At 72.6% G+C, this 25,394-nt stretch carries 23 protein-coding genes and 1 riboswitch; of the genes, 13 read left to right on the forward strand and 10 right to left on the reverse strand.

Annotated elements, in window-relative coordinates:
• Window positions 1-123: 123 nt before the first annotated feature.
• Window positions 124-1,281, reverse strand: coding sequence for a methyltransferase (locus tag ACFU5O_RS16270; protein WP_384240642.1), 1,158 nt, complete (start codon window positions 1,279-1,281; stop codon window positions 124-126).
• Between the two features lie 12 nt (window positions 1,282-1,293).
• Complete coding sequence (locus tag ACFU5O_RS16275; RefSeq protein ID WP_384240645.1) at window positions 1,294-1,845, reverse strand: DM13 domain-containing protein; 552 nt, start codon at window positions 1,843-1,845, stop codon at window positions 1,294-1,296.
• 96 nt (window positions 1,846-1,941) lie between these two features.
• On the opposite strand from ACFU5O_RS16275, the gene ACFU5O_RS16280 reads away from it, so the two are divergent.
• Window positions 1,942-2,349 carry a GNAT family N-acetyltransferase gene (locus ACFU5O_RS16280; RefSeq protein WP_384240646.1) on the forward strand — a complete coding sequence of 136 codons (408 nt, stop codon included), beginning with the start codon at window positions 1,942-1,944 and terminating at the stop codon, window positions 2,347-2,349.
• Between the two features lie 57 nt (window positions 2,350-2,406).
• Here the strand turns inward: ACFU5O_RS16280 and cobN are convergent, their stop codons facing one another.
• Window positions 2,407-6,048, reverse strand: coding sequence for a cobaltochelatase subunit CobN (gene cobN, locus ACFU5O_RS16285; protein WP_384240648.1), 3,642 nt, complete (start codon window positions 6,046-6,048; stop codon window positions 2,407-2,409).
• A 38-nt stretch (window positions 6,049-6,086) separates the two neighbouring features.
• Window positions 6,087-6,221: riboswitch (cobalamin riboswitch) on the reverse strand.
• Between the two features lie 58 nt (window positions 6,222-6,279).
• Between cobN and ACFU5O_RS16290 the strand changes: the two genes are divergently transcribed.
• The 3 genes from ACFU5O_RS16290 to ACFU5O_RS16300 are packed head-to-tail and all read left to right on the forward strand — an operon-like array spanning window position 6,280 to window position 9,703.
• Entirely contained in the window at window positions 6,280-7,569 is a 1,290-nt protein-coding gene (locus ACFU5O_RS16290) for a cobalamin biosynthesis protein CobG (RefSeq protein ID WP_384240650.1), read from the forward strand.
• Window positions 7,566-8,207 carry a precorrin-8X methylmutase gene (locus ACFU5O_RS16295; RefSeq protein WP_384240653.1) on the forward strand — a complete coding sequence of 214 codons (642 nt, stop codon included), beginning with the start codon at window positions 7,566-7,568 and terminating at the stop codon, window positions 8,205-8,207. Before ACFU5O_RS16290 ends, ACFU5O_RS16295 begins: the two co-directional genes overlap by 4 nt.
• Window positions 8,204-9,703, forward strand: coding sequence for a precorrin-2 C(20)-methyltransferase (locus tag ACFU5O_RS16300; RefSeq protein ID WP_384240655.1), 1,500 nt, complete (start codon window positions 8,204-8,206; stop codon window positions 9,701-9,703). Before ACFU5O_RS16295 ends, ACFU5O_RS16300 begins: the two co-directional genes overlap by 4 nt.
• A gap of 99 nt (window positions 9,704-9,802) precedes the next feature.
• On the opposite strand, the gene ACFU5O_RS16305 is transcribed toward ACFU5O_RS16300, so the two are convergent.
• A complete protein-coding gene (locus ACFU5O_RS16305) occupies window positions 9,803-10,930 on the reverse strand; it encodes a cobalt-precorrin-5B (C(1))-methyltransferase (protein WP_384240657.1) in 1,128 nt (375 codons plus the stop codon).
• A gap of 12 nt (window positions 10,931-10,942) precedes the next feature.
• Here ACFU5O_RS16305 and ACFU5O_RS16310 point away from each other — a divergent pair, with 12 nt between their 5' ends.
• A complete protein-coding gene (locus ACFU5O_RS16310; protein WP_384240660.1) occupies window positions 10,943-11,680 on the forward strand; it encodes a cobalt-precorrin-6A reductase in 738 nt (245 codons plus the stop codon).
• 30 nt (window positions 11,681-11,710) lie between these two features.
• Here the strand turns inward: ACFU5O_RS16310 and cobM are convergent, their stop codons facing one another.
• Together cobM and cbiE are read right to left on the reverse strand one after the other, a co-directional pair.
• Entirely contained in the window at window positions 11,711-12,460 is a 750-nt protein-coding gene (gene cobM / locus ACFU5O_RS16315) for a precorrin-4 C(11)-methyltransferase (RefSeq protein ID WP_384240661.1), read from the reverse strand.
• Window positions 12,457-13,704: a precorrin-6y C5,15-methyltransferase (decarboxylating) subunit CbiE gene (gene cbiE, locus ACFU5O_RS16320; RefSeq protein ID WP_384240663.1), complete on the reverse strand. Its 1,248-nt coding sequence runs from the start codon at window positions 13,702-13,704 to the stop codon at window positions 12,457-12,459. The genes cobM and cbiE overlap by 4 nt, the downstream gene beginning before the upstream one ends.
• Window positions 13,705-13,960: 256 nt before the next feature.
• Between cbiE and ACFU5O_RS16325 the strand changes: the two genes are divergently transcribed.
• From ACFU5O_RS16325 to ACFU5O_RS16335, 3 genes are all read left to right on the forward strand, one after another.
• Window positions 13,961-15,049: an LLM class flavin-dependent oxidoreductase gene (locus ACFU5O_RS16325; RefSeq protein ID WP_384240665.1), complete on the forward strand. Its 1,089-nt coding sequence runs from the start codon at window positions 13,961-13,963 to the stop codon at window positions 15,047-15,049.
• A 2-nt stretch (window positions 15,050-15,051) separates the two neighbouring features.
• Window positions 15,052-15,708: an FMN reductase gene (locus tag ACFU5O_RS16330; protein WP_384240667.1), complete on the forward strand. Its 657-nt coding sequence runs from the start codon at window positions 15,052-15,054 to the stop codon at window positions 15,706-15,708.
• 129 nt (window positions 15,709-15,837) lie between these two features.
• Window positions 15,838-16,275 carry a universal stress protein gene (locus tag ACFU5O_RS16335; RefSeq protein ID WP_384240669.1) on the forward strand — a complete coding sequence of 146 codons (438 nt, stop codon included), beginning with the start codon at window positions 15,838-15,840 and terminating at the stop codon, window positions 16,273-16,275.
• Window positions 16,276-16,333: 58 nt separating this feature from the next.
• Here the strand turns inward: ACFU5O_RS16335 and ACFU5O_RS16340 are convergent, their stop codons facing one another.
• The 3 genes from ACFU5O_RS16340 to ACFU5O_RS16350 form a co-directional block, all read right to left on the reverse strand.
• On the reverse strand, window positions 16,334-17,188 hold the full coding sequence (locus ACFU5O_RS16340; RefSeq protein ID WP_384240671.1) for an ABC transporter permease: 855 nt from the start codon (window positions 17,186-17,188) through the stop codon (window positions 16,334-16,336).
• Window positions 17,185-18,183: an ATP-binding cassette domain-containing protein gene (locus ACFU5O_RS16345; protein WP_384240673.1), complete on the reverse strand. Its 999-nt coding sequence runs from the start codon at window positions 18,181-18,183 to the stop codon at window positions 17,185-17,187. Before ACFU5O_RS16345 ends, ACFU5O_RS16340 begins: the two co-directional genes overlap by 4 nt.
• A 409-nt stretch (window positions 18,184-18,592) precedes the next feature.
• The gene (locus ACFU5O_RS16350) at window positions 18,593-18,970 is read right to left on the reverse strand and encodes a hypothetical protein (protein WP_384240675.1); all 378 of its coding nucleotides are present in this window, start codon (window positions 18,968-18,970) and stop codon (window positions 18,593-18,595) included.
• A 205-nt stretch (window positions 18,971-19,175) separates the two neighbouring features.
• Here ACFU5O_RS16350 and ACFU5O_RS16355 point away from each other — a divergent pair, with 205 nt between their 5' ends.
• A complete protein-coding gene (locus ACFU5O_RS16355) occupies window positions 19,176-19,610 on the forward strand; it encodes a hypothetical protein (protein ID WP_384240678.1) in 435 nt (144 codons plus the stop codon).
• Window positions 19,611-19,851: 241 nt separating this feature from the next.
• Here the strand turns inward: ACFU5O_RS16355 and ACFU5O_RS16360 are convergent, their stop codons facing one another.
• Window positions 19,852-20,679, reverse strand: coding sequence for an MBL fold metallo-hydrolase (locus ACFU5O_RS16360; RefSeq protein ID WP_384240680.1), 828 nt, complete (start codon window positions 20,677-20,679; stop codon window positions 19,852-19,854).
• Between the two features lie 207 nt (window positions 20,680-20,886).
• Here ACFU5O_RS16360 and ACFU5O_RS16365 point away from each other — a divergent pair, with 207 nt between their 5' ends.
• The 4 genes from ACFU5O_RS16365 (at window position 20,887) to ACFU5O_RS16380 (ending at window position 25,302) form a co-directional block, all read left to right on the forward strand.
• The gene (locus ACFU5O_RS16365) at window positions 20,887-21,624 is read left to right on the forward strand and encodes a TetR/AcrR family transcriptional regulator C-terminal domain-containing protein (protein WP_384240682.1); all 738 of its coding nucleotides are present in this window, start codon (window positions 20,887-20,889) and stop codon (window positions 21,622-21,624) included.
• A 51-nt stretch (window positions 21,625-21,675) separates the two neighbouring features.
• Window positions 21,676-22,137 carry a hypothetical protein gene (locus tag ACFU5O_RS16370; protein ID WP_384240685.1) on the forward strand — a complete coding sequence of 154 codons (462 nt, stop codon included), beginning with the start codon at window positions 21,676-21,678 and terminating at the stop codon, window positions 22,135-22,137.
• A 179-nt stretch (window positions 22,138-22,316) separates the two neighbouring features.
• Window positions 22,317-23,363 carry an endonuclease/exonuclease/phosphatase family protein gene (locus ACFU5O_RS16375; protein WP_384240687.1) on the forward strand — a complete coding sequence of 349 codons (1,047 nt, stop codon included), beginning with the start codon at window positions 22,317-22,319 and terminating at the stop codon, window positions 23,361-23,363.
• Between the two features lie 4 nt (window positions 23,364-23,367).
• Window positions 23,368-25,302 carry an FUSC family protein gene (locus ACFU5O_RS16380; protein ID WP_384240690.1) on the forward strand — a complete coding sequence of 645 codons (1,935 nt, stop codon included), beginning with the start codon at window positions 23,368-23,370 and terminating at the stop codon, window positions 25,300-25,302.
• The last annotated feature ends 92 nt before the right edge of the window (window positions 25,303-25,394 follow it).

Consider the following 25,394-nt stretch of genomic DNA (forward strand, 5'->3'; position numbering starts at 1 on the left):
AAGCCGGAGGCACACGAGGCACACAGCGGGTGCGCTCGGCCGATCGGGCTACCCGTGACGGCCCGGCGCCGGGCGCCGCCGCCGGGAGGGCGGGCGGGCGACCGGCCGGCCGGCCGGACCGGCTCAGTGCTTCTTCACCGCGCGCAGGACGACGAACTTGGGGTTGCTCGCCACCGTTTCGCAGTTGCCGAAGAGCCGGCGCAGCCTGACGTGGTAGCCGAGGTGACGGTTGCCGATCACCCACAGCTCGCCGCCCGGTCGCAGCGCGGCGCGTGAGCCGGTGAACATGCGCCAGGACGTGCTGTCGGTCAGGGCGCGGTGACTGTGGAACGGCGGATTGTTCAGCACGAGGTCGACGGACTCCCGCTCCATGCCGGACAGTCCGTCGCCGACCAGGAACTCGGCCTTGGCGGCCGGGCCCGCGTTCGCCCGGAACGTCGCCTCGGCCGATGCCACCGCCTGGAACGACTCGTCCGTGAAGACCACGTCGGCCTCCGGGTCGGCGACCGCCATCGCCGTGCCGACCACACCGTTTCCGCAGCCCAGGTCGACGACGCGGACCGGGCCGCGGCGGCGGGGCAGATGCTGGAGGAAGAAGCGGGTGCCGATGTCGAGACGCTCGGCGCAGAAGATGCCCGCGTGATTGGTGACGGGACGGCCGGACATCACTCCGATGTCCTCTGGCAGGTCGTAGCCGCGCGGCCAGGGGTCATCGGCGGGGGCGGAGCCGAGCAGCCCGGGGTCCGGGGTGCAGAAGATCAGCCGGGCCTTCTTCGCCGCCAGGGAGGTGGTGGTGGGGCCGATGGTCCGCTCGAAGAGCCCGAGCGTGGAGGTGTGGATCTCGGTCACCATGCCCGTACCGACGACGAGTGTGTCCGCGTGCAGGTGCGGCGCGAGGCGCCGCAGCTGGTCCTCGAGGAGCGCGAGGCTCTTGGGGACGCGTACCAGCAGGACGTCGACCCGGTCCGGTGGCGTGTCCTGCGTCGACAGCAGCCGGACCGCCCCGGCCTCTGCGGGCTTCCGGTTGCGGGCCAGATTGGCGCGGGTCGCCTGCTGGGCCAGCCAGGAGTCGGTGATCTGCGCGGGGCGGTGCCCGGCGAGCGCGGTGACCAGGGCACCCCAGCGGTCACCGAGGACCACGACGGTGCCGGACAGATCCTGGCCCTCCAGGTGGCGCAGCAGGTACTCGTCGGAGGCGTCCCAGGCGCGGAGCTGGTCACGGGGGTCCTCGGGCCAGCGGGTGAGTCCGAGGTCGCCCCATGACGTGGTGAAGATGTTCATCGTGCTCTCAGGCTACGCGGCCGCCTTCGAGAGCTCCGCCGCGCCGAAGGAGACGTCGAAGCGGTCGCACCAGATGCTGACGCTGGAGTACTTCGCCAGGTCGACGCCGGCGGGCAGCGCGTAGTTCTGGTCGCCCTTGTTGCCCTTGAGCTTGCCGAGGCTGACGTATGCGCCGTCGTCGAAGACGTGCCAGCCGGCGGCGCCCTCCTTCACCGGTGCGTCGGTGAGCCAGACCCGCAGGGCGGGGCCGTTGCTGGTGCTCAGGCCCTCGAGCCGGAGGATGCGGCTGCCGTCGGGGAGCTCGACGATCCTGACCTTGCCCTCTGTGGCGTGCTCATGGCTGATGAAGGTGCCGGTGGCGAGGGTCCTGAGCGCGGCGGGCGAGGCGTTCGCCGATGCGTCGGCAGGGGCCGTGGGCACGGCCTCCGGGAGTTCGTCCCGTACCGTCTCGTCGACGAACAGCTTCCACGGCTCGAACCAGTACAGCCCCACGGCCAGGGCCACCGCCAGCACTGCAAGGGTGATGGCGACCACCGGCTTCTTCCGCACACGTGACGTCCTCATGCGTCCATTGAAGCCCGGCCGGAGCGCCCGCGGGCGCTGCGGCCGGTGACGAAATGCTTACGTCGGCGGAGCGCCCCGGCGCAGTAGGTTCGGGGGATGACCGTGCATGTAGGAGAAGAGGACGACGCGCTCGAGGAGCGCCTGGGCAACGAGCTGGACGACTTCAACGCGCGGGCGAGCGGCGCCGAGGTGCGTGAGTTCTCCGCGCGCGTCACGGGCGACGACGGTGAGCTCATCGGCGGGCTGACCGGATCGACGTGGGGCGAGTGCGGCTTCGTCGACATGCTGTGGGTGGACGCCGGGCACCGTCACGAAGGGTGGGGCGGCAAGCTGCTGCACGCGGCCGAGGAGGAGGCACGGGCGCGGGGGTGCACACGGATGTTCCTTTCCTCGTACACCTTCCAGGCGCCGCCGTTCTACGAACGGCTCGGGTACGTGGAGACGCACCGCGTCGAGGGCATGCCGGGCGGGCACGCGGACGTGTACCTGCGCAAGGAGCTGTGAGCCGGAGGGCCGGCGTCCCTGGCACGGGACGCCGGCCCCACGGGCGAGGCTCCCGAGCTACTCGTCCCCGCCCTCCAGGTCGCCCTCCGTCTCCAGGAACACCTGGCGCAGGGCCTCGATGACCGCGGGATCGGGCTTCTCCCACATGCCACGCGACTCCGCCTCCAGCAGGCGCTCGGCGATGCCGTGCAGGGCCCAGGGGTTGGCCTGCTGGAGGAACTCGCGGTTCTCCGGGTCCAGGACGTAGGTCTCCGTGAGCTTGTCGTACATCCAGTCGGCGATGACGCCGGTGGTGGCGTCGTAGCCGAACAAGTAGTCCACGGTCGCCGCGAGTTCGAAGGCGCCCTTGTAGCCGTGGCGGCGCATCGCCTCGATCCACCTGGGGTTGACGACCCGGGCGCGGAACACGCGGGAGGTCTCCTCGACGAGGGTGCGGGTGCGGACCGTCTCGGGGCGGGTCGAGTCGCCGATGTAGGCCTCGGGGGCCGTGCCGCGCAGCGCACGGACGGTGGCGACCATGCCTCCGTGGTACTGGAAGTAGTCGTCGGAGTCGGCGATGTCGTGCTCGCGGGTGTCGGTGTTCTTCGCCGCGACCGCGATCCGCTTGTACGCCGTCTCCATCTCCTCGCGAGCCGGGCGGCCTTCGAGACCGCGGCCGTAGGCGTAACCGCCCCACACCGTGTAGACCTCGGCGAGGTCGGCGTCGGTACGCCAGTCGCGGGAGTCGATCAGCTGGAGCAGACCCGCGCCGTACGTGCCCGGGCGCGAGCCGAAGATACGGGTGGTGGCGCGCCGCTCGTCGCCGTGCTCGGCCAGATCGGCCTGGGCATGCGCCCGTACGTGGTTGACGTCGGCGGGCTCGTCCAGCGAGGCGGCGAGCCGTACGGCGTCGTCGAGCAGCCCGATGACATGCGGGAACGCGTCCCGGAAGAAGCCGGAGATACGGAGGGTGACGTCGATGCGCGGGCGGCCCAGCTCCTCGGCAGGGACGGCCTCCAGACCGGTGACGCGACGTGACGCCTCGTCCCAGACCGGGCGGACACCGAGCAGCGCGAGCGCCTCTGCGACGTCGTCGCCCGCGGTGCGCATCGCGCTCGTACCCCACAGCGAGAGGCCGACGGAGGTGGGCCAGTCGCCGTTGTCCGTGCGGTAGCGGGTCAGCAGCGAGTCGGCGAGGGCCTGGCCGGTCTCCCAGGCGAGCCGCGAGGGGACGGCCTTGGGGTCGACGGAGTAGAAGTTGCGGCCGGTCGGCAGGACGTTGACGAGGCCGCGCAGGGGGGAGCCGGAGGGGCCCGCGGGGACGAAGCCGCCATTGAGCGCGTGGACCGCGTGGTCGAGTTCGTCGGTCGTGGCGGACAGGCGCGGGACGACCTCGCGGGCGGCGAAGTCGAGGATGTCGGCGACGGCCTGCCCGTGTCCCTCCGCCACGGACGCGACGGCGGCCGGGTCCCAGTCGGCGGCCTCCATCGCCTCGACCAGGGTGCGGGCCGCTGCCTCCGCCTCGTCGGCGGTGGTGCGGGTGGCGGCGGACTCGTCGAGGCCGAGGGCCTCGCGCAGCCCGGGCAGGGCGGTGGTGCCGCCCCAGATCTGGCGGGCACGCAGGATCGACAGGACGAGGTTGACCCGCTCGGGGCCGGTCGGCGCGCCGCCGAGGACATGCAGACCGTCGCGGATCTGGGCGTCCTTGACCTCGCACAGCCAGCCGTCGACATGGAGCAGGAAGTCGTCGAAGCCGTCGTCGTCGGGGCGGTCGTCGAGCCCCAGGTCGTGGTCGAGCTTCGCGGCCTGGATCAGGGTCCAGATCTGGGCGCGGATGGCCGGGAGCTTCGCCGGGTCCATGGAGGAGATCTGCGCGTACTCGTCGAGCAGCTGCTCCAGGCGCGCGATGTCGCCGTAGGAGTCGGCGCGGGCCATCGGCGGGACGAGATGGTCGATGAGGGTGGCGTGCACACGGCGCTTGGCCTGGGTGCCCTCGCCCGGGTCGTTGACCAGGAACGGGTAGATCAGCGGCAGATCGCCGAGCGCCGCGTCCGGGGCGCAGGCGGCGGACAGGCCGGCGTTCTTGCCGGGCAGCCACTCCAGGTTGCCGTGCTTGCCGAGGTGGATCATCGCGTCGGCGCCGAAGCCTCCCCCAGAGCCTTCGGCCTGGGAGGTACCCCCAGTCGTCTGCGGGGCCGCGATCCAGCGGTAGGCGGCGAGATAGTGGTGGGAGGGCGGCAGATCGGGATCGTGGTAGATCGCGATCGGGTTCTCGCCGAAGCCGCGCGGGGGCTGGATGACGATGACCAGGTTTCCGCGGCGCAGGGCGGCGAGCACGATGTCGCCCTCGGGATTGCGGGAGCGGTCCAGGAACATCTCGCCGGGCGCCGGGCCCCAGTGCTCCTCGACGTGCTCGCGCAGCTCGGCGGGCAGGGTCGCGTACCAGCGCCTGTAGTCGGCCGCCGGGATGCGGACCGGATTGCGGGCGAGCTGCTCCTCGGTGAGCCAGTCCTGGTCGTGGCCGCCCGCCTCGATGAGCGCGTAGATCAGCTCGTCGCCGTCGCCGGACTCGAGACCCGGGACCTCCTCCGTACCGAAGTCGTAGCCTTCCGACCGCAGGCGGCGCAGGAGGGAGACGGCGGACGCGGGGGTGTCCAGGCCCACGGCGTTGCCGATCCGGGAGTGCTTGGTCGGGTACGCGGACAGGACGAGCGCGAGGCGCTTGTCGGCGTTCGGGATGTGGCGCAGCCGGGCGTGGCGCACGGCGATCCCCGCGACGCGGGCGGCACGCTCGGGGTCCGCGACGTACGCCGGGAGTCCGTCCTCGTCGATCTCCTTGAAGGAGAACGGGACGGTGATGAGGCGCCCGTCGAACTCGGGCACGGCGACCTGGCTGGCGGCGTCCAGCGGGGACAGTCCCTCGTCGTTCTCCTCCCAGGAGCTGCGCGATCCGGTCAGGCACAGGGCCTGGAGCACAGGTACGTCGAGCCCGGCGAGCGCGCCCGCGTCCCAGGACTCGTCGTCGCCGCCGGCCTGTGCCTCTGCGGGCCGGGTGCCGCCGGCGGCGAGGACGGTGGTGACGACGGCGTCGGCGCCGCGGAGCCGGTCGAGGAGTTCGGGCTCGGGGGCGCGCAGGGAGGCGACGTAGAGGGGGAGCGCCCGGGCGCCCGCGTCCTCGACGGCGTCGCAGAGGGTGCCGACGAACGCGGTGTTGCCGCTCATGTGGTGGGCGCGGTAGTAGAGCACGGCGACGGTCGGTCCGTCGGTGCTCCTCGCCTCGCGGTCCAGGTGGCCCCATGTGGGCGCGGGGGCCGGGGGCTCGAAGCCGTGACCCGTCAGCAGGACCGTGTCGGACAGGAACCGGGCGAGCTGTTCCAGATTGTCCGGGCCGCCGTGCGCGAGGTAGGCGTGCGCCTCTGCGGCGATGCCGATGGGGACGGTGGACGCCTCCATCAGCTGGGCGTCGGGGGCCTGTTCACCGGTGAGGACCACGACGGGCTTCTGCTGGGCGAGCAGGATGTCGAGGCCCTCCTGCCAGGCGCGGATGCCGCCGAGGAGGCGTACGACCACGAGGTCGGCGCCGTCCAGCAGGCCGGGGAGGTCCTCGAGCGGGAGGCGGGAGGGGTTGGCGAAGCGGTACCCGACCGGACCCGCAGCCGCGCGTGCGCTGAGCAGGTCGGTGTCGGAGGTCGACAGCAGCAGGATCGTCGCGTGCGTCATCGCGTGCGCAGGCCTTCCTCGGGGTGTCCGCGCCCCGGGTGGTCGTGAGGACGGCGGGAGTTCCTGGCTCACCGGACCTCGGGGTGAGGCCTGGCTGACAGTGGCGGGACCGCGCCGGATTCGCACCGGGCTTCCTCCCTAGGGTCCTGGGACCCTGTGCCGTTTGCATAGTAGAGGCTGCCGCCCGGCTGCAGGGCGGCCACCTGGAAGGACGTCGGTATGCTCGCCGCCATGCCGCCCACACCGACAACACCCCCGGACCCGGGCGAACCTCGCATACGGGACCGGGACGACGCCTGCCCCGGCGCACTGCGGCTGCATGCGGCGGACGACGGGCACCTGGCCCGACTCCGCCTGCCTGCGGGCACTTTGACGACTCATCAGGTATCTGTGCTGGTCGACGCGGCGGAGCGGCTGGGCGACGGTGCGCTGAGCATCACCTCCCGTGGGAACGTGGAGCTGCGCGGCCTCGGCGAGGGATGCGGGGCACGGCTCGCGGCGCTGCTCCGGGAGGCCGGGCTGCTCCCCTCCGACACCCATGAGCGGGTGCGCAACGTCATGGCCTCGCCTCTCGCCGGACTCGACGGACTCGGCTGCGCCGACGTGCAGTTGTGGGCGCGGGAGCTGGACGAGCTGCTGTGCGCGAGCGAGCGGGCGGCGGGACTCTCCGGCCGCTTCCTGTTCGCCCTGGACGACGGGCGGGGCGATGTGGCGGGTCTGGGCGCGGATGTGACCTTGCTCGCAGAGCCGGGCGGTACCGCCGTCGTACGGATCGGACCGGGGACCTTTCCCGTCCGCGCCGCCGACGCCCCGCGGGCGGCCGTCGCGGCCGCAGAGGCGTTCCTCGCCGCGGCAGAGGCGGCGGGCACCGGGGCGTGGCGGGTACGGGAGCTACCCGCCGGGCAGGACATGGCGGTGGACGCGTATCTGCGGGGTGCGGGCATCGAACCCGTAGGGCGAACGACTGCCGACAGCGCTGCCCGTCCGCCGCTGCCGGGCACACATCGGGCCGGTCCGCCGCCCGGGATCGTTCAAGGCCCCGCCGCCTGGGCCCTTTCCGTCGCCGCCCCGCTCGGGCGGCTCACGGCGGCGCAGGCGCGCGCGCTGCTTCCCGCGCCCGAGGGCGACGTACGCCTCACCCCCTGGCGCGGGGTCGTCGTGCCCGGCTTCGCGGACCGGGCGGCGGCCGGGACGCGGCTCACGCAGCTCGACGACGCGGGGCTGATCACCGGCCCTGACTCCCCCTGGTACGGCGTCGGCGCCTGCACCGGCCGGCCCGGGTGCGCCAAGTCCCTGGCCGACGTACGGGCCGACGCGACACCGGGCCGGGGCGGGCTGCCCGTGTACTGGTCGGGCTGCGAGCGGCGGTGCGGTCGTCCGCAGGGGGAGTACGTGGACGTCGTGGCCACCGCGGACGGCGCGTACCGGGTGACCGTGCACGGCGCCGCCGTACCCGTACCGTCGCGCGCGCAGCTCGCCGACACCATCGCCACCGTCCGAACCCGCACGACGACGAAATGAGCAGGAGCAGAGTGTTCGACTACGAGAAGGACGGCGCGGAGATCTACCGCCAGTCCTTTGCCACCATCCGCGCAGAGGCCGACCTCGCCGCGCTTCCGGCCGACATCAGCCAGGTCGCGGTGCGGATGATCCACGCCTGCGGCATGGTCGACCTCGTCCGCGATCTTGCGTACTCGCCCGCCGTGGTGTCCCGTGCCCGCGCGGCGCTGCGCGCGGGCGCGCCGATCCTGTGCGACGCGCAGATGGTCGCGAGCGGCGTCACGCGCAAGCGGCTGCCCGCGGACAACGACGTGATCTGCACGCTCTCCGACCCGTCCGTACCGGCGCTCGCCGCCGACCTGGGCACCACCCGCAGCGCCGCCGCACTGGAACTGTGGCGCGACCGCCTCGACGGCGCGGTCGTCGCCGTCGGCAACGCGCCCACCGCGCTCTTCCGCCTCCTGGAGATGATCGAGGAGGGCGCGCCCCGCCCGGCGGCCGTCATCGGCATCCCGGTGGGCTTCATAGGCGCCGCCGAGTCCAAGGACGCGCTCGCCGCACACGGCAGCGGCGTCGAGCACCTGGTGGTACGTGGGCGGCGGGGCGGCAGCGCCATGGCCGCGGCAGCGATCAACGCGATAGCGAGTGAGGCAGAGTGAGCACGCAGCAGGCCGGCCGACTGTACGGAGTGGGACTCGGTCCCGGCGACCCGTCCCTGATGACCCTGCGGGCGGTCGAGGTCATCGCGGAGGCGGACGTCGTGGCGTACCACAGCGCCCGGCACGGCCGTTCCATCGCGCGCTCCATCGTGGCGAAGCATCTGCGCTCCGACCACATCGAAGAGCGGCTGATGTACCCGATCACGGTCGAGACGACGGACCACCCCGGCGGCTACCGGGGCGCGCTCAACGACTTCTACGAGGAGGCCGCGGAGCGGCTCGCGGCGCATCTCGACGCGGGGCGGACCGTGGCCGTGCTGGCGGAGGGCGATCCGCTCTTCTACGGCTCGTACCAGCACATGCACAAGCGGCTGGCCCACCGCTATCCGACCGAGGTGATCCCCGGGGTCACCTCGGTGAGCGCGGCCGCCGCACGCCTCGGAGAGCCGCTGTGCGAGGCCGAGGAGGTGCTGACGATCATTCCGGGCACACTGCCGGAGGAGGAGCTGACGGCTCGTCTCGCCGCCACCGACTCGGCGGTGGTGATGAAGCTGGGGCGTACGTTCCCCGCCGTCCGCCGTGCGCTGGAACGCGCGGGACGGCTGGACGACGCGCGGTACGTGGAGCGGGCCACGATGGAGGGCGAGCGCACGGACCGGCTGGCCGACGTGGACCCGGAAACGGTGCCGTACTTCTCGGTGGCGGTGCTGCCGAGCCGTGTCGACGAGGTGCCGCCGGCCGGCCGCCCCGAGGGCGAGGTCGTCGTCGTGGGCACCGGACCTGCCGGGCCGCTGTGGCTGACACCGGAGACGCGCGGGGCCCTCGCCGCCGCCGACGACCTGGTCGGCTACACCACCTACCTGGACCGGGTGCCGGTTCGCCCGGGCCAGCTCCGCCACGGCTCCGACAACAAAGTGGAGTCGGAGCGCGCCGAGTTCGCGCTGGACCTCGCACGGCGCGGGCGTCGCGTGGCCGTCGTCTCCGGCGGCGACCCGGGAGTCTTCGCGATGGCCACGGCGGTGCTGGACGTCGCGTCCCAGGAGATCTACGCGGACGTGCCCGTGCGCGTCCTGCCCGGCGTGACCGCGGCGAACGCGGCGGCGGCCCGCGCCGGTGCGCCGCTGGGCCATGACTACGCGACGATCTCGCTCTCCGACCGGCTCAAGCCGTGGGAGGTCATCGCCGAACGCCTGGCGGCGGCGGCCGCCGCCGATCTCGTACTGGCCCTCTACAACCCGGGTTCGCGCAGCCGCACCTGGCAGGTGGCCAAGGCCCGCGAGCTGCTGCTGGGGCACCGCGCGCCGGACACGCCCGTGGTCGTGGCCCGGGACGTGGGCGGCCCTGAGGAGAGCGTACGGATCGTCCGCCTCGCCGAACTCGACCCGGCGGTGGTCGACATGAGGACGCTGCTGCTGGTCGGGTCCTCGCAGACGCGCACGGTCGTGCGGGGCTCGGGCGAGCAGATCGTCTGGACCCCGCGCACGTACCCCGGGTAGGGACTGCCCGCCCGGTCCGGGAGACCCCGGGCCGGGCCCGGGAGGTCCCCCGCTGCCGCTGAGATTCAGCCGGGCCAGGGAACCTTCCCTGACACCCGGTCAGTCCCGCGGCCCCTTCGCGGACGAACGGCCCACCACCGTCCCCGCGCGGTCGATGCACACCACGTCCACCGTGACCGGCGCTCCCCTGAGTACTCCGAGGGCCTGGTCACGGGCGGTCGCGGCCACCAGATCGCCCAGGGGTACACCACGGGCGGCGCACAACTGGAGGGCGTCGAGGCCGGTGTTGGCGGACGCCACCCGGGCCGCCAGGTCCTCGTCGGCGCCGCCCTCGCGCGCCAGCTCCGCCAGGAAGCCCTTGTCCACCTGGGACCTGGCGGAGTGCAGATCCAGATGTCCGGCGGCGAGCTTCGAGAGCTTGGCGAAGCCGCCGCAGACGGTGAGGCGCTCCACCGGATGCCGGCGTACGTACTTGAGGACGGCGCCCGCGAAGTCGCCCATGTCGAGCAGCGCGTCCTCGGGGAGGTCGTAGAGCGAGACGACGGTCTTCTCGGACGTCGAGCCCGTACAGCCCGCGAGATGCGTACGGCCCGCCGCACGGGCCACGTCCACGCCACGGCGGATCGAGTCGATCCACGCCGAGCAGGAGTACGGGACCACGACCCCGGTCGTGCCCAGGATGGACAGCCCGCCCAGGATCCCGAGGCGCGGGTTCCACGTGGAACGGGCGATCTCCTCGCCGTGGTCGACGGAGACGGTGATCTCGACATCGCCGGTGCCCCGGTGGCGCCCGGCGACCTGCGCGATGTGGTCGCTCATCATCCGGCGCGGAACGGGGTTGATCGCGGGCTCGCCCACGTCCAGCGGCAGCCCGGGACGGGTGACCGTGCCGACGCCGGGCCCGGCACGGAAGACGACGCCGGAGCCGGGCGGCAGGATCCGTACCGTGGCACGGACCAGCGCGCCGTGGGTGACGTCCGGGTCGTCGCCCGCGTCCTTCACGACCCCGGCCATGGCGTGGTCGTCCGACAGTTCCTCCGCGGCCAGTGCGAAGGCCGGGGTCTGGCCCTTCGGCAGTGTGATCGTCACGGGGTCGGGGAACTCCCCGGTGAGCAGTGCGGTGTACGCGGCGGTCGTCGCCGCGGTCGCGCAGGCGCCGGTCGTCCACCCGGGGCGCAGGCCCGTGTGCTTCAGTTGGGCGGCACGTCCACCGACGGCCTCGCTCATGGAAGGCCCCCCATGCACATCCTCGTCCTCGGCGGTACGACCGAGGCCCGTACGCTCGCCGAGGCGCTGCACGCGCGCGGGTACCGGGTGACGACGTCGCTCGCCGGCCGGGTCGCCGCCCCGAGGCTGCCGCGCGGCGGCGAGGTGCGCATCGGGGGCTTCGGCGGGGCGGAGGGCCTCGCCGAGTGGCTGCGCGGGCAGCACGTGGACGTGCTCATCGACGCCACCCATCCTTTCGCCGGGACGATCAGTTTCAACGCGGCGCACGCCGCGGACCTCGCCCATGTTCCTCTGCTGGCGCTGCGGCGTCCCGGGTGGGCCCCCTCACCGGGCGACGACTGGCACCTGGTCGACTCCTTGGAGGAGGCGTCGCGTGCCCTTCCCGGGCTCGGCAGCCGGGTCTTCCTGACCACGGGCCGCATGGGCCTCGCGGCCTTCGCCCACCTCGACGAGCTGTGGTTCCTGGTCCGCTCGGTGGACGGACCGGAGCCGCCGCACCCGCCCCGTATGGAGACCGTCCTGGACCGGGGCCCCTTCACCCTGGACGGCGAACGGGAACTGCTGCGCCGCCACCGGGTCGACGTGCTGGTGACCAAGGACAGCGGCGCCGCCGCGACCGCCCCGAAACTGGCCGCGGCCCGCGAGGCCGGCATCCCGGTGGTGGTCGTCCGCCGACCGCCGGCACCGGAGGGGGTGCCGGTGGCGGAGACCGCGGAGGAGGCGGTGGCCTGGGTGGCGGCGCGGGTGTGAGGTGCCCCGCTCCGGACCAGGGGCACCCCGTCAGCAGACGTGGCGCTCGCGCGCCGGGTCGTAGAGGTGGCTGTCCCGGAACTGCGACGCCGCCAGGGTGCGGCCGACGATGATCACCGCCGTCCTGGTGATGCCCGCCGCCTTCGTCTGCCCGGCGATGTCGTCCAGCGTGCCCCGCAGCACCACCTCGTCCGGGCGGCTGGCCATGGCGACGACCGCTGCCGGGCAGTCGGCGCCGTAGTGCGGCAGCAGCTCACCGACGACACGGTCGACATAGCGGGCCGCGAGGTGCAGTACGAGCAACGCGCCGCTGCGGCCCAGGGTGGCCAGGTCCTCGCCGGGCGGCATGGGCGTCGCCTGCTGGGCGATGCGCGTCAGGATGACCGTCTGGCCGACCGTCGGGACGGTCAGCTCACGCTTCAGCGCCGCCGCGGCCGCCGCGAACGCGGGCACCCCGGGCACGACCTCGTAGGGGATGCCCACCGCGTCCAGCCGCCGCATCTGTTCCGCGACGGCGCTGAAGACCGAGGGATCGCCGGAGTGCAGCCGGGCCACGTCGTGGCCCTCCTCATGGGCGCGGACCATTTCTGCGACGATCCGGTCCAGGTCGAGCCGGGCCGTGTCGACGAGGCGTGCGTCCGGCGGGCACTCGGCCAGCAGTTCGCGCGGGACGAGTGAGCCCGCGTACAGACAGACCTGGCACGAGGCGAGCGTCCGCGCACCCCGGACCGTGATCAGGTCGGCCGCGCCGGGCCCGGCACCGATGAAGTGGACGGTCATGAGGGATCTTCTCCTGGCTTGGTGACGGACCATTGGGTGACGGGCATCGCCTGGCGCCAGCCGGTGAAGGCGCCGACCGGAACGGCGTGCGCCACCGCGAGCCGGACCAGCTCGCCCCCGTGACGGCGGTACCGCTCGGCCAGCAGCGCCTCGGACTCCAGCGTCACCGTGTTGGCGACGAGCCGTCCGCCGGCCGGGAGGGCGGCCCAGCAGGCATCCAGCAGGCCGGACGCGGTGAGCCCGCCGCCGATGAACACCGCGTCGGGTACGGGGAGCCCGGCCAGGGCGGCCGGCGCGGCGCCGCCGACGACCCGCAGCCCGGGCACGCCGAGCGCCTCCGCGTTTCCGGCGATGCGCTGCGCCCGTACCGCGTCCCGCTCGACCGTGATCGCGCGGCACGAGCGGTGCGTACGCATCCACTCGATCGCGATCGAACCCGATCCCCCGCCGATGTCCCACAGCAGCTCCCCGGGCGCGGGCGCGAGCGCCGCGAGCGTCGCGGCGCGGACGTGGCGCTTGGTGAGCTGGCCGTCGTTCTCGTACGCCTCGTCCGGCAGGCCGGGCACGGCGGCCAGCCGCAGCGCGTCCTGCGCGCGTACGCACTCGACGGCGACGAGATTGAGCGGGTCGCCCGGCGGGTGCTCCCACCCGTCCGCGGTGCCCGTGACATGGGCCTCCCGCTCCGAACCCAGCTGTTCCAGCACATGCATCCGGCTCGGCCCGTATCCGCGCTCCCGCAGCAGCCCTGCCACCTCGCCGGGGGTCGCCGCGCCCGCGCTCAGCACCAGCAGCCGCCGCCCGTCGTGCAGCGCGGCCCCGAGCGAGGCCAGGGGCCTGCCCACCAGGGTCACGGTCCCGGTGTCCTCCAGCGGCCAGCCGAGGCGGGCGCAGGCGTACGACACGGACGACGGATGCGGCAGCACGCGCAGGGCTTCCACGCCGAGCTCCTCCGCCAGGGCCCGGCCGATCCCGTAGAACATGGGGTCGCCGCTCGCGAGGACGGCCACCCGCCGCCCCGCGTGCGCGGCGAGCAGTCCCGGCACGGCGGGCCGCAGCGGGGACGGCCAGGGCACGCGTTCGCCCCGGCACTCCCCGGGCAGAAGGTCGAGCTGGCGCTCGCCGCCGATGAGGACGTCGGCGTCGCGCAGGGCGGTCCTGGTCGCTTCAGGGAGCCCCTTCCAGCCGTCGGCGCCGATCCCGGCAACGGTGACGGGGGGCCGGGTCGGGCGGGGGTCGGAGCTCACGGCCGGAACTTTACTGTTCCCCACTCCGCACGCGCGTTCCCACCTCCCCGCCGGGAGACGTCACCCCCGGGGCGATCACTTCCGGGCGTACGCGCGCACACAGACGGTCGCCCCCGGCGCCCGGCCGATCAGCGGACATGCATCGCCGGACCACGGCGGACGATCAGTCTCGTGTCGGGCGGAATAGATGCGGGGCGGCGTCCGTTCCAGGTGACAGTTTAAGATTCAACCAACTGGAACCCTGGAGGCGAGCGCGATGCAGTTCGGGATCTTCACCGTCGGTGACCTCACCACCGACCCGACCGACGGCCGCACCCCGACCGAGCACGAGCGGATCAAGGCGATGGTCGCGATCGCGCTGAAGGCCGAGGAGGTCGGGCTCGACGTCTTCGCGACCGGCGAGCACCACAACCCGCCGTTCGTGCCGTCCTCGCCGACCACGATGCTGGGCCACATCGCCGCGCGCACCGAGAACCTGATCCTGTCCACGTCCACGACGCTGATCACCACCAACGACCCGGTGAAGATCGCCGAGGACTACGCGATGCTGCAGCACCTCGCCGACGGCCGCGTCGACCTGATGATGGGCCGCGGCAACACCGGACCGGTCTATCCGTGGTTCGGGCAGGACATCCGCCAGGGCATCCCGCTCGCCATCGAGAACTACGCCCTTCTCCACAAGCTGTGGAGGGAGGACGTCGTGGACTGGGAGGGCAAGTTCCGCACGCCGCTGCAGGGCTTCACCTCCACCCCGCGACCCCTGGACGGCGTCCCGCCGTTCGTCTGGCACGGCTCCATCCGCTCGCCGGAGATCGCCGAGCAGGCCGCGTACTACGGCGACGGCTTCTTCCACAACAACATCTTCTGGCCCGCGGAGCACACCAGGCGCATGGTCGAGCTGTACCGGAAGCGGTACGCGCACTACGGGCACGGCACCCCCGAGCAGGCCGTCGTGGGTCTCGGCGGACAGGTGTTCATGCGGAAGAACTCGCAGGAGGCCGTCAGGGAGTTCCGCCCGTACTTCGACAACGCGCCGGTCTACGGGCACGGCCCGTCCCTGGAGGACTTCACCGAGCAGACGCCGCTGACCGTCGGCTCCCCGCAGCAGGTCATCGAGCGGACGCTGTCCTTCCGTGAGTCCGTCGGCGACTACCAGCGCCAGCTGTTCCTGATGGACCACGCGGGCCTGCCGCTGAAGACCGTGCTGGAGCAGCTCGACCTCCTCGGCGAGGAAGTCGTGCCCGTCCTGCGCAAGGAGTTCGCGAACCTGCGGCCCGCCGGGGTCCCGGACGCACCGCTCCACCCCGCCGTCACCGCCCGCCGCACCACCGACAAGGAGGCCTGACCATGGAGCAGCTGAAGCTCGTCGCCGTATCGGCAGGACTGAGCAGCCCCTCCTCCACCCGGCTCCTCGCCGACCGGCTGGCCGAGGCGGTGCAGGGCGAACTCGCCGAGCAGGACCGCAAGGTCGAGGTCCAGGTCGTCGAACTGCGCGACCTCGCCGTACCCATCGCCAACAACCTGGTCACCGGCTTTCCGCCGCCCTCGCTGGCCGCCGCGGTCGACGCGGTGACGGGGGCGGACGGCATCATCGCGGTGACACCGGTCTTCACGGCCTCGTACAGCGGGCTGTTCAAGTCGTTCTTCGACCTGCTCGACCCGCAGGCGCTGACCGGCAAGCCGGTGCTGATCGCGGCGACCGGCGGCACCGCCCGCCACTCGCTCGTCCTCGACCACGCACTGCGCCCGCTGTTCGCCTATCTGCGGGCCCTGGTCGTACCGACCGCCGTGTACGCGGCCTCGGAGGACTGGGGCTCGGGCGGCGACGAGTACACCGAAGGCCTCCCCGCCCGGATCCGGAGGGCCGGCAGCGAGCTGGCCGGGCTGATGGCCGCCCGACCGGCCCGCGGGCCGGAAGGGAGCAACGACGACGGGTACGACGGGTTCGACGAGGAAGGGGTCGTGGCTTTCGAGCGGCAGCTCGCGGATCTCGGGCTCGACTGAGTCAGGCTCGACCGAGTCAGGGCCGCTGGACCAGGGCCGCTGGACCAGGCTCCGCCGAGTCGGGCTCGAGCGGATCGGTGTGCGTAGGGTTGGCGTCAGGCCGGGGATCCCACCGAACGGGAGGCGGACATGGGCAGGATCGTGGTCGGGGTGGACGGCTCGGACGGCTCGCTGGAAGCCCTGGGCTGGGCCGCACGCCAGGCGCAGCTGACCGGCGACTCGCTCGAGGCCGTCACGACCTGGGACTACCCGGCGACGGGCTGGGCCTCGATGGTGCCCGGCATGCCCACCGAGTTCGACCCGGAGAAGCTGGCCAGGCAGATCCAGGAGGAGTCCCTGGAACGGGTCCTCGGCCCCGACGCCGCAGGCGCCGTCACCCGCACGGTCCTGGTCGGCAACGCGGCCCAGACCCTCCTGGACCGGGCCGAGGGCGCCTCGCTCCTGGTCGTCGGCGCCCGCGGCCACAGCGGCTTCCGGGCGGCGATGCTGGGATCGGTCGGAATCCATGTGACCCACCACGCGCCGTGCCCCGTGGTCGTGGTGCGGGGCACGACCGGCGAGGAGTGAGCGACGCCGGGGAGCGCGTGGCCCGCGACTCCCCGTCGGCGCCACGGGCCGCCGTCCCTCACTTGCGGTTGTAGAGGCGCATGGTGACCGCGCCGAAGACGGCCACGAAGACGGCCGACCAGCCCAGCGTCCAGCCGATGTCCGCGGCCGGCCAGTCGCCCCCCATCAACTCCCTGACGGCAGTGGCGAGATGGGTGACGGGGCTGTTGTTGACGAAGGCCTGGAGCCAGCCGGGCATGGTCTTCGGGTCGACGAAGACATTACTGAGGAAGGTCAGCGGGAAGATCACCATCATGCTGACGCCCATCACCGACTTCTCGGAGCGCAGCAGCAGCCCGAACATCGTCCAGATCCAGGAGAAGGCGAAGGAGAAGACCATCAGCAGGGCGATGCCGAGCACGATGCCCACCACGCCGCCGTCCGGGCGGTAGCCGATGATCACGCCGACGGTCAGCATCACCACCGAGGCGATGAAGTACCGCACGAGATCGCCCAGGAGATAGCCGACCATCGGGGCGGGCCGCCACATCGGCAGGGTGCGGAAGCGGTCGAAGACACCCTTCTCGATGTCGGTGTTGACCGCCACGCCCGTGTACATCGTGATCATCACGACGCTCATCACCAGGATGCCCGGCAGCAGGAACTGGATGTACGCCTCGGCCGAGCCGGCCAGCGCCCCTCCGAAGAGGTACGTGTACATCAGCACCATCATGACCGGGAAGGCGGTCACGTCGAACAGCTGCTCCGGCACATGCTTGATCTTGAGCATGGCCCGCCAGCCGAAGGTGAGCGACGCGGACAGGGCGCTCGGCCGCGGCGGACGGTCCCTGGCGACGAGCAGGGCCGCCAGGTCCTCGGCCTTGGGGGCGACGAGCGTGAGGTCGTCGGTTTCCTTGGTGGCGACGGTGCTCATGCCACGGTCTCCTTCGTCTCCGCCACCGTGGTGGCCTTCTTGTCGGTGAGGGCGAGGAAGACCTCGTCCAGGCTGGGCTGGCCCAGCGCGAAGTTGTCGACGGTGATGCCCGCCCTGGCCAGCTCGGACAGCGCCCGCGCCGCCTGCTCGGCAGCGCCCAGCTCCGTACCGTGGCCGTCGACCCTGGCCGTAAGGGCGAGGGGGTCCGGGTCCAGCTGCACGGCCGCGCCGAGGGCGAGGGCGAGGACGCGCTCGGCGTCCGGGCGCTGGTCGGCGTCGCGCAGCCGCAGATGGACGGCGCCGGAGCCGACGGACGCCTTCAGCTCGCCCTTCGTGCCCTCTGCGACCACCTTGCCGTGGTCGATGACGGCGATCCGGGACGCCAGCCGGTCGGCCTCGTCGAGATACTGCGTGGTCAGCAGCACCGTGGTGCCCTGCGACACGACGGCCCGCACGATGTCCCAGACCTGATTGCGGCTGCGCGGGTCGAGACCGGTCGTCGGCTCGTCCAGGAACAGCAGGTCCGGGGTGTTGAGGATGGAGGCGGCGATGTCGATACGGCGCCGCATACCGCCCGAGTAGTTCTTCACCTGACGTTCGGCGGCCTCAGCGAGCCCGAACGCGTCCAGCAGCTGCGCGGCCCGCTCCCGGGCGGCGGCCTTGCCGTGCCCGAGGAGCCGCGCGAGCAACAGGAGATTCTCGGTGCCGGTCAGGTCCTCGTCGACCGAGGCGTACTGCCCGGTGAGGCTGACCCGGCCGCGCACCGCGTCGGCGTCCGCCAGCACGTCGTGGCCGAAGATCCGTGCCTCGCCGCCGTCCGGCCTGAGCAGGGTGGCCAGCACCTTCACCGTGGTCGTCTTGCCCGCGCCGTTCGGGCCGAGCAGGCCGTACACGGTGCCGGCCGGCACCCGGAGATCGACGCCGTCGACCGCCCGGTTCTCACCGAACAGTTTCACCAGGCCCGTCGTCTCGATGGCCAGATCTGTACTACTCATGTCGGTTCCTTCGGTTCCTTCGCAGCAGCGGTTGTACGGGCAGGTCGCGCGGGCCTCGCGGAGGGCGGGAGCCCACCGGTCGAGCCGGTCGGGCATCAGGCCCCACCGCCCGGTCCTGGTCCTTGTCCAAGCCGTAAACGGTCCGGCAGGAGGTTCAGACCGATCCCGTCGCACAAACTCACCGCACACGGCCCCATGAAACCGAACGTGATTGCCCGACCGCGCAGAGTCCGCATGATCCGCGCCCGTCGACCGCGCCGGCCCGGGCCATCGCCGGGGGCCCTCATCCGCGGCGGCGCGCGCCTGGATACGGCGGGAGGCACTCACCAGAGCAGACGCGAGACGGCACCGCGCGGCCGCCGGACAGGATCCGGCGGCCGCGCGGTGTGTGTGTCCTGTAGGGCCGGTATCAGTCCTCGTGCGTATAGAAGACGTAGAACGTGACGAGGAACGTGGAGACCGCGAGGACCAGTGCCAGCGCGATCACCGTGAGGATGCTGCGCCCGCTCAGGCTGTACAGATAGCCCACCGAGATGCCCATCAGCGCCGCATACGCCGCTGCCCGCAGCTCGCGCGGCAGCGCCTCCTGGAAACGGCCGAGCGCGAAGCACAGCCCTGCCAGCACCGCCCCGGAGACGAAGCCGATCACGAGCTGCCCGCCCACGGGCTCACTCGCCTCACGTGCCATGAAGGACGTGTAGAAGCCGTAGATCACTCCGATGGCGAGGGGCAGTGCCCACCCGAGAGAGCCGTGGTGCCGCGCCGGCACCGCCGCATGTGCAGCCATGACCGAGCTCCTTCCGCTCCGTCCACTACTCCATCCACCAGCGGACACCCGCATCACCGGTGTGGCAAGTGGATCAGGCGGGCTTTCCGCGATCGGCGGGAGCGTCGCGGAAGCCGCCGGAGGAGATGGGCGCGGCGCTGCGGGCGTCCCCCGAATGGCCTAACTGAAATATCCGATTTGCAGCCATTCGCCGCATGCTGGCGCCATGAGCCAGAACACAGCACCGAAAACGTCAACCCGCCGGACCGAACCGGGCGTCGGCGGCGGCTGGGCAGCCGGTGGCACGCTCTTCGCCGGTGTCCTGATGATGATCGTCGGCATCACCGGCATCATCGAGGGCATCTCCGCCATCGCCAAGGACGACGTCTACACCCGCGTCGGTGACTACGTCTTCTCGTTCAGCCTCACCGGATGGGGCTGGATCCATCTGATCCTCGGGGTCGTCCTCGCCGTCACGGGCTGGGGGATCCTCAAGGGCGCCGAGTGGGCCAGGATCGCCGGTATCACGCTGGCGTCGCTCAACATCATCGCCCAGTTCCTGTTCCTGCCCTACCAGCCGGTATGGGCGATCTGCTCGATGGCGATCTCGGTCTTCGTGATCTGGGCGCTGGCGAGCGACAAGTCCTACGCCGGCGTCTGACCGCCCGGGGCAGCGGCCGTCCCCGGACGGCCCCGCCGGCCCTCCTCGAACCCCCGCCCTGTCCCTGCGGCGGGGGTTCGAGCTGTCCGCCGCGCCCCGCGCCGCCCGGCCGCGGAGGGAGCCCTCGTCAGCCGCGCGGGCGGCCGGCCTCGGGCCCCTGGGGCGTCGCCCCCTGACAGCCTCCGTCGCCGTCGGCCGCCGTCAGCCGCTGCCCGTCCTCGTCAGCCGCCGCCCCTCGCCGTCAATCGCCGTTCGCCAGCAGGTTGAACTCCTGAGCGTCGTGCGACGAGAAGATGCGCACCAGCCGCGGATGTTGCCGGCGCAGCCACCTCAGCCGCTCCAGCTCGCTCAGCCTCTGCTCGTGGTCGTCCGCGACCATCCGCTGGTGGAGCGCGAGCGGGCGGGGGCAGCGCGGGCGGCGGAGGTCGAGCTCGCCGTGGAAGAAGTACGCGTCGCCCGCGTGCAGCAGCCAGCGGTCCGGCTCCTGGACGGCGACCGCACTGTGGCCGCGGGTGTGACCGGGCAGCGGCACCAGCAGGATGTCGGGGGCACGCAGCACCCTGGACGCCGGGAAGCCGAGCCAGTCGGAGTCGGCGGTGTCGTGGACGACCCAGTCGACGCCGTGCGCCCATTGGGCCGGTAGATAGCGGCTCGCCTCGAGGCGGGTGTCGCGGCGCATCGCCGAGCGGTACTCGTCGGCCATCACATGCACCCTGGCCTGCGGGAATTCGGCCAGGCCGCCCGCGTGGTCGAGGTCGAGATGGGTGAGGACGATGTCCTGCACGTCGTACGGGTCGTAGCCGAGCGCCCGCACCTGATGGGCCGCCGTACGCGACAGATCGAGCTCGGGCCGCATCGTGCGGCGGAAGAGCGCACCGAGCCGCCGAGGGTCGGAGACCTCCGCCGCACCCAGGCCGGTGTCGACGAGGACCAGCCCGCTGCCGGTCGCTATCAGCAGACAGTGCGAGACGAGTGGGCCGCAGCCGAGGGGGCGCATGGGGGCGCAGTCCAGGTGGTGGACCGTCAGGGAGGAGCGCCGCTGGGGGGCGGGGGTGGTACGCACAGACATCTGTGCCTCCTGCTTCCAGGGGGAGACCCGGCGTGACGCCGGGCTGGGAGAGGATGGTGGCCGTGCTGATGTGGATGGCTGCATTTCGCCTTGCCTCCACTGCAGTTGCGCCACTTACACCGTAAGTACGAGACAGGAGCGAAGCACTTACGCTGTAAGCCGTCAAGCGTTACCGCGCGTAGCCACCCGAAAGAGGAGCCGCCACCCATGGCCCACGGATCGCGCCGTGAACTCCGCAGCCCCCGCGAACCGTTGACCCGGGAGCGGATCGTCGGAGCGGCACTGCTGATCATCGACGAGGAGGGCGTGGAAGCGCTGTCCATGCGGAGGATCGCGGCACGCCTCGGCGTGCAGGCGATGTCCCTCTACAACCATGTGCAGAGCAAGGCGGACATTCTCGACGGTGTCACCGAGTTCATCACCACGGACATGCGCATGCCACACCGTATGACCGGTGGCTGGGAAGACGGCATCCGGTCGATCGCGTACGCCTTCCGGCAGGCGGCGCTGCGTCACCCGCGCGCGGGTGAACTGGTCCTGATGCGCCAGCTGTCGACCCCGACCGCGCTCGCTCCGGTGGACACGATGCTCGCGATGATGCTCGACCACGGCTTCGACGAGGCGACGGCCGTGCACGCGCTGCGGCTGTTCGTCGCCTTCCAGGTCGGCTCCCTGCTGCGGGAGTTCCACACGCCACCGACCGCCGCCGACCGTGACAACGAGGCGGTTGAGCAGACCCGGACCGCGTACTTCGCGGGCTCGGGCTTCCCCGCCGTGGCGAAGGTCGCGCCGATCCTCGCGGTGAACGACCACGAAGCGGAATTCGCCTTCGGCGTCGAGCTCCTCGTCGACGCGCTGCGCAGACTTGCGCCCGTGCATCAGGCGCGGCCCGGGGCAGCCGCGCAGCCGGTGTCCCAACAGCAGCCGGTGTCCGAACAGTCGTGACGGTTGTCCGCCAAGTGGCCGAATCCGTTGCTCGGGCGCACTCTGGGGCGTATGAGAACGGCCCGTGACACCCCTGGCACCCGCAACGCCCGTCGCGCCCGTTGTGCCCTCGTAGCCGCCGCTCTGATCGCAGCGGCGATCACCGGCTGCTCGGACACCGGCGAGACGCCCGACTCTCTGGCATCCAAGGCGAGCGAAGCCGCCGCGTCCGCGACGGACAAGCTGTCCGACATCAAGGGCGCGATCAACGCCAAGGGGGATGTGAAGGCGGGGTCCACCGAGATCAAGGACGGCAAGGCCGTCGCCGAGATCACGGCGACCAACAGCACCACCAGCGCCGCGGACTACACGATCACGGTCAACTACAAGGATTCCGACGGCAACCTGCTCGACGCCACCGTCGTCACGATCAACGATGTCCCGGCGGGCGGCTCGAAGTCGGCCGATGCCCGCAGCAACCGCGACCTGTCGGGCACTCCGAAGGCCGAGATCGGCCAGGCGGTGCGGCACTGACGGTGCCGGCAGGGCTCGTTGAGGAACTCGGGCCCGCCGGCCTCCGGCGCCGACGCACCCGTATCCGCGCACATCCCCCCACGAGGCAGCTCGCCTGCCCCCGAGCCGGCCGGCCGGCGCATGCCGCCGGTGGCGCACACGCAGGCGAACTCTTCGGTACCTCTGTCCGTTTGCCTGGCATGGAGCCCGATCGCAGCCCCCGCGGCGGAGCACCCCGGTGCGTGGACGCACCCGGGTCCGCCGTGCCGCCCGCCTCCGGGCCGTGGCCCTCGCCACGGCACCGGATCAACACCTGGGCCGCCGGGCTGCTCGTCTGCGGGGTCGCCGTGATCGTCGGCTGCCGGGTCGCCGACGTGGACGGATACACCCCCGTGCCGCAGCTCCTCGCGTTCCTGCCGTGGCTGCTGATCCCCGCGGGGCTCGGTCTGCTCCTCGCCGCACTCGCCCGGCACCGCGCGCTCGTCGTCCTCGCCTTCCTCGTCCTGGCGGTGACGGGCTGGTACGTACAGCCTTACGGCGCCGCGTCGACGCACGCGCGCGGCCCGGTCGTCGCCCCACTCCGGGTGCTCACGTCGAACGTGGAGTTCGGCCGGGCCACGCCGGACCTCATCGAGGCCGTGCGGCGTGAGAAGCCGGACCTGGTGTTCGTGCAGGAATGCTCCCCCGCCTGTGCCGAGGCCCTCGGCACCCGGCTGTCGCGCGCGGACTATCCCTACCGCCGCATCGTGGAGCGCCGCCTCGCCGCCGGGTCCGCGATCCTTTCCGTGCACCCGCTGACCCTCGTCACCCCCGGCATCCCGGGCGAGCTGGCCATGCCGGGCGCGGAGGCGCTGATCGGGGGCCGGACGGTCCGGCTCCAGCTCGCGCATCCGCTGCCGCCGGTGCCCGGCGGGACCGGGGCCTGGCGCAGGGAGCTCGACCGGGTCCGGGCGTACGCGGCCGGCAGCAGGGGAACGCCCACCATCCTCGCGGGGGACTTCAACGCCTCCCAGGACCACGCCGCCTTCCGCCGCGTCCTCGACGCCGGGTCCCTCCATGACAGCGCCCGCATCGCCGGCGCGTCCCGCACCCCGACCTGGCCCGCGACCGTACCCCGCCCGCTCGGCGCGCAGATCGACCATGTCCTGGTCAGCGGCGACTTCGGGGTCACCGGCGTCCGGTTCCTCGACTTCGCCGACACCGACCACCGGGCCCTGCTCGTGGACCTCGAACTGCACGGCGGGTGACGAGATGGCCACGGACCGCGGACGGCTCTCCCCGCCTCCCTGGCTGGTCCGCGGCCTGCGTCCGCAGCCCGCGCCGATCCCGTGGGCCGCCGTCGCCCGCTCCTCCGTCGCGCTCTCCGCCCCGCTCGCGGTCGGGTTCGCCGTCGACCAGCCCGCGTACGGGGCAGTCGTGTCGATGGGCGCGCTCTCCGGGGTCATCGGCGACACCGCCGACGCCTATCGGATGCGGATCTTCAACATCGCGCTGCCGCAGCTCTTCGGCGCCGTCGGCGTCACCCTCGGCACCCTCGTGTACGGAGAGGGCTGGATCGCCGTCGGCGTGCTCACCCTCGTCGCGCTCGTCTCCGGGATGATCTCGTCGATCGGTGCGGTCGCCTCCGTGTCCGGGCTGCTGCTCCTGCTCAACGCGGTGGTCGGCGCGGGGCTGGAGATGCCCAGCCCCTGGTGGAAGGCGCCGCTCCTGCTCTCCCTCGGCGGCATGGTCGTCCTCGCGCTCGCGCTGCTCGGCTGGCCGCTGCGCGGCGGCGTACCGGAGCGGTCGGCGGTCGCCGCCACCTACCGCGCCGTCGCGGCTCTGCTCGCGGCGGCGGGCAGCGACTCCGGCACCTACGACGCCCGCCGCCAGGCGGTCACCGCCTCGCTCAACACCTCCTACGATCTGGTCCTCGCCCGTCGCGCCCGCGACCACGGCCGCAATCCGTCTCTCGTACGGCTTCTCGCCCAGCTCAACGCCCTCGTTCCCCTCGTCGAGGCGGCCCCCGCCGCCCATCTGCGCGCCCGCACCCTGCCCGAGGCGATCCCCGCCGCCGTGCGGACGCTCGCGGACGCTGTCGAGGCGGACCGCACCGGTGACCCCGGCCTCGACCTGCCGCATCCCCACACTCCCTCCGAACGGGCCGTCGACGACGCGGTGCGCTACGCGGCCCTCGTCGTCCACGCGGGCGACCCCGACCCGGACAACGTGGACGACCGTCTCGGCCGGCCCGCGGCCCTCGGCATCCGGGCCCGCCGCGCCGCCCGCGTTGTGCTGCTCTCCGAGGCCTCCTGGCGCTACGGCCTGCGGCTCGCGCTCTGCATCGGCATCGCCCAGGCCCTGGTCTCCCTGGTTGTGCTGGACCGCTCGTACTGGGTGGGGCTCACCGTCACCTTCGTCCTCAAGCCGGACTTCGGCTCGGTCTTCTCCCGGGCGGTCCTGCGGGCCCTGGGCACCGCCGCGGGCCTGGTGGTGGCGGCGGCCGTGCTCGCCGAGGTGCCGCGCGGCTGGTGGGACGTCCCCGTCATGATGGTGCTCGCCGCGCTCATCCCCGCCTTCTCCGCGAAGAGTTACGCCTTCCAGACGGCGGCGATCACCCCGGTCATCCTGCTCCTCGCCGACCTCCTCGACCGACAGGGCACCGGACTGCTGCTGCCGCGCCTCGTCGACAGTCTGATCGGCTGCGCGATCGTGCTGATCGCGGGCTATCTGCTCTGGCCGGAGAGCTGGCACTCCCGCATCGGCGCCCGGCTGGCGGACTCCGTCGAGGACGCGGCGCGCTATCTGGAGCTGTCCTTCGGCGACGACCAGGGCGTACGGGCGCAGTCGCGCCGCCGTCTCTACCGCGAGCTCTCGGCCGTACGCTCCGAGTTCCAGCGGGCGCTCACCGAACCACCGCCGACCGGCGCCCGAGCCGCCGCCTGGTGGCCTCTCGTCGTCGCCGTCGAGCGCATCGCCGACGCGACGACCGCTGCTCGCGTGCGCGTCGCCCACGGAGCGCCCTCGCCGGAGCCGGGGGAGGTCGCCGCGATCGCCCGCGAACTGAGGGACCTCTCCGGCGACCTGCACTCGGGTGCGGACCTCCATGTGGCACGGACGTCCGCTCTCCAGGGCGACGAGCGCAGCGTCCTGGAAGCCGTCCGCCAGGAGGTGACGGCGGCCCGCGCGATCGCCTCGCCCCGGTAGGGCGCCCGGTAGGCCCGGCCGACCGGAAGGGCAGCCGGCTCTCGCGGACAGGCGTGACTGCGCGCTCAGCCCTCGCGGACCGGCAGGACAGC

This window comes from Streptomyces sp. NPDC057445, assembly GCF_042802855.1.
Lineage (GTDB): Bacteria > Actinomycetota > Actinomycetes > Streptomycetales > Streptomycetaceae > Streptomyces.

Coding starts and splice junctions, on each gene's coding strand:
- ACFU5O_RS16350 (WP_384240675.1), bottom strand. CDS start 18,970: ATGGCTGCACATGCGGCGGTGCCGGCGCGGCACCACGGCTCTCTCGGG.
- cobM (WP_384240661.1), bottom strand. CDS start 12,460: ATGACCGTCCACTTCATCGGTGCCGGGCCCGGCGCGGCCGACCTGATC.
- cobN (WP_384240648.1), bottom strand. CDS start 6,048: ATGACGCACGCGACGATCCTGCTGCTGTCGACCTCCGACACCGACCTG.
- ACFU5O_RS16325 (WP_384240665.1), top strand. CDS start 13,961: ATGCAGTTCGGGATCTTCACCGTCGGTGACCTCACCACCGACCCGACC.
- ACFU5O_RS16280 (WP_384240646.1), top strand. CDS start 1,942: ATGACCGTGCATGTAGGAGAAGAGGACGACGCGCTCGAGGAGCGCCTG.
- ACFU5O_RS16360 (WP_384240680.1), bottom strand. CDS start 20,679: ATGTCTGTGCGTACCACCCCCGCCCCCCAGCGGCGCTCCTCCCTGACG.
- ACFU5O_RS16365 (WP_384240682.1), top strand. CDS start 20,887: ATGGCCCACGGATCGCGCCGTGAACTCCGCAGCCCCCGCGAACCGTTG.
- ACFU5O_RS16375 (WP_384240687.1), top strand. CDS start 22,317: ATGGAGCCCGATCGCAGCCCCCGCGGCGGAGCACCCCGGTGCGTGGAC.
- ACFU5O_RS16340 (WP_384240671.1), bottom strand. CDS start 17,188: ATGAGCACCGTCGCCACCAAGGAAACCGACGACCTCACGCTCGTCGCC.
- ACFU5O_RS16355 (WP_384240678.1), top strand. CDS start 19,176: ATGAGCCAGAACACAGCACCGAAAACGTCAACCCGCCGGACCGAACCG.
- ACFU5O_RS16305 (WP_384240657.1), bottom strand. CDS start 10,930: ATGAGCGAGGCCGTCGGTGGACGTGCCGCCCAACTGAAGCACACGGGC.
- ACFU5O_RS16380 (WP_384240690.1), top strand. CDS start 23,368: ATGGCCACGGACCGCGGACGGCTCTCCCCGCCTCCCTGGCTGGTCCGC.
- ACFU5O_RS16290 (WP_384240650.1), top strand. CDS start 6,280: ATGCCGCCCACACCGACAACACCCCCGGACCCGGGCGAACCTCGCATA.
- ACFU5O_RS16370 (WP_384240685.1), top strand. CDS start 21,676: ATGAGAACGGCCCGTGACACCCCTGGCACCCGCAACGCCCGTCGCGCC.
- ACFU5O_RS16345 (WP_384240673.1), bottom strand. CDS start 18,183: ATGAGTAGTACAGATCTGGCCATCGAGACGACGGGCCTGGTGAAACTG.
- ACFU5O_RS16335 (WP_384240669.1), top strand. CDS start 15,838: ATGGGCAGGATCGTGGTCGGGGTGGACGGCTCGGACGGCTCGCTGGAA.
- ACFU5O_RS16310 (WP_384240660.1), top strand. CDS start 10,943: ATGCACATCCTCGTCCTCGGCGGTACGACCGAGGCCCGTACGCTCGCC.
- ACFU5O_RS16330 (WP_384240667.1), top strand. CDS start 15,052: ATGGAGCAGCTGAAGCTCGTCGCCGTATCGGCAGGACTGAGCAGCCCC.
- ACFU5O_RS16270 (WP_384240642.1), bottom strand. CDS start 1,281: ATGAACATCTTCACCACGTCATGGGGCGACCTCGGACTCACCCGCTGG.
- ACFU5O_RS16295 (WP_384240653.1), top strand. CDS start 7,566: ATGAGCAGGAGCAGAGTGTTCGACTACGAGAAGGACGGCGCGGAGATC.
- ACFU5O_RS16275 (WP_384240645.1), bottom strand. CDS start 1,845: ATGAGGACGTCACGTGTGCGGAAGAAGCCGGTGGTCGCCATCACCCTT.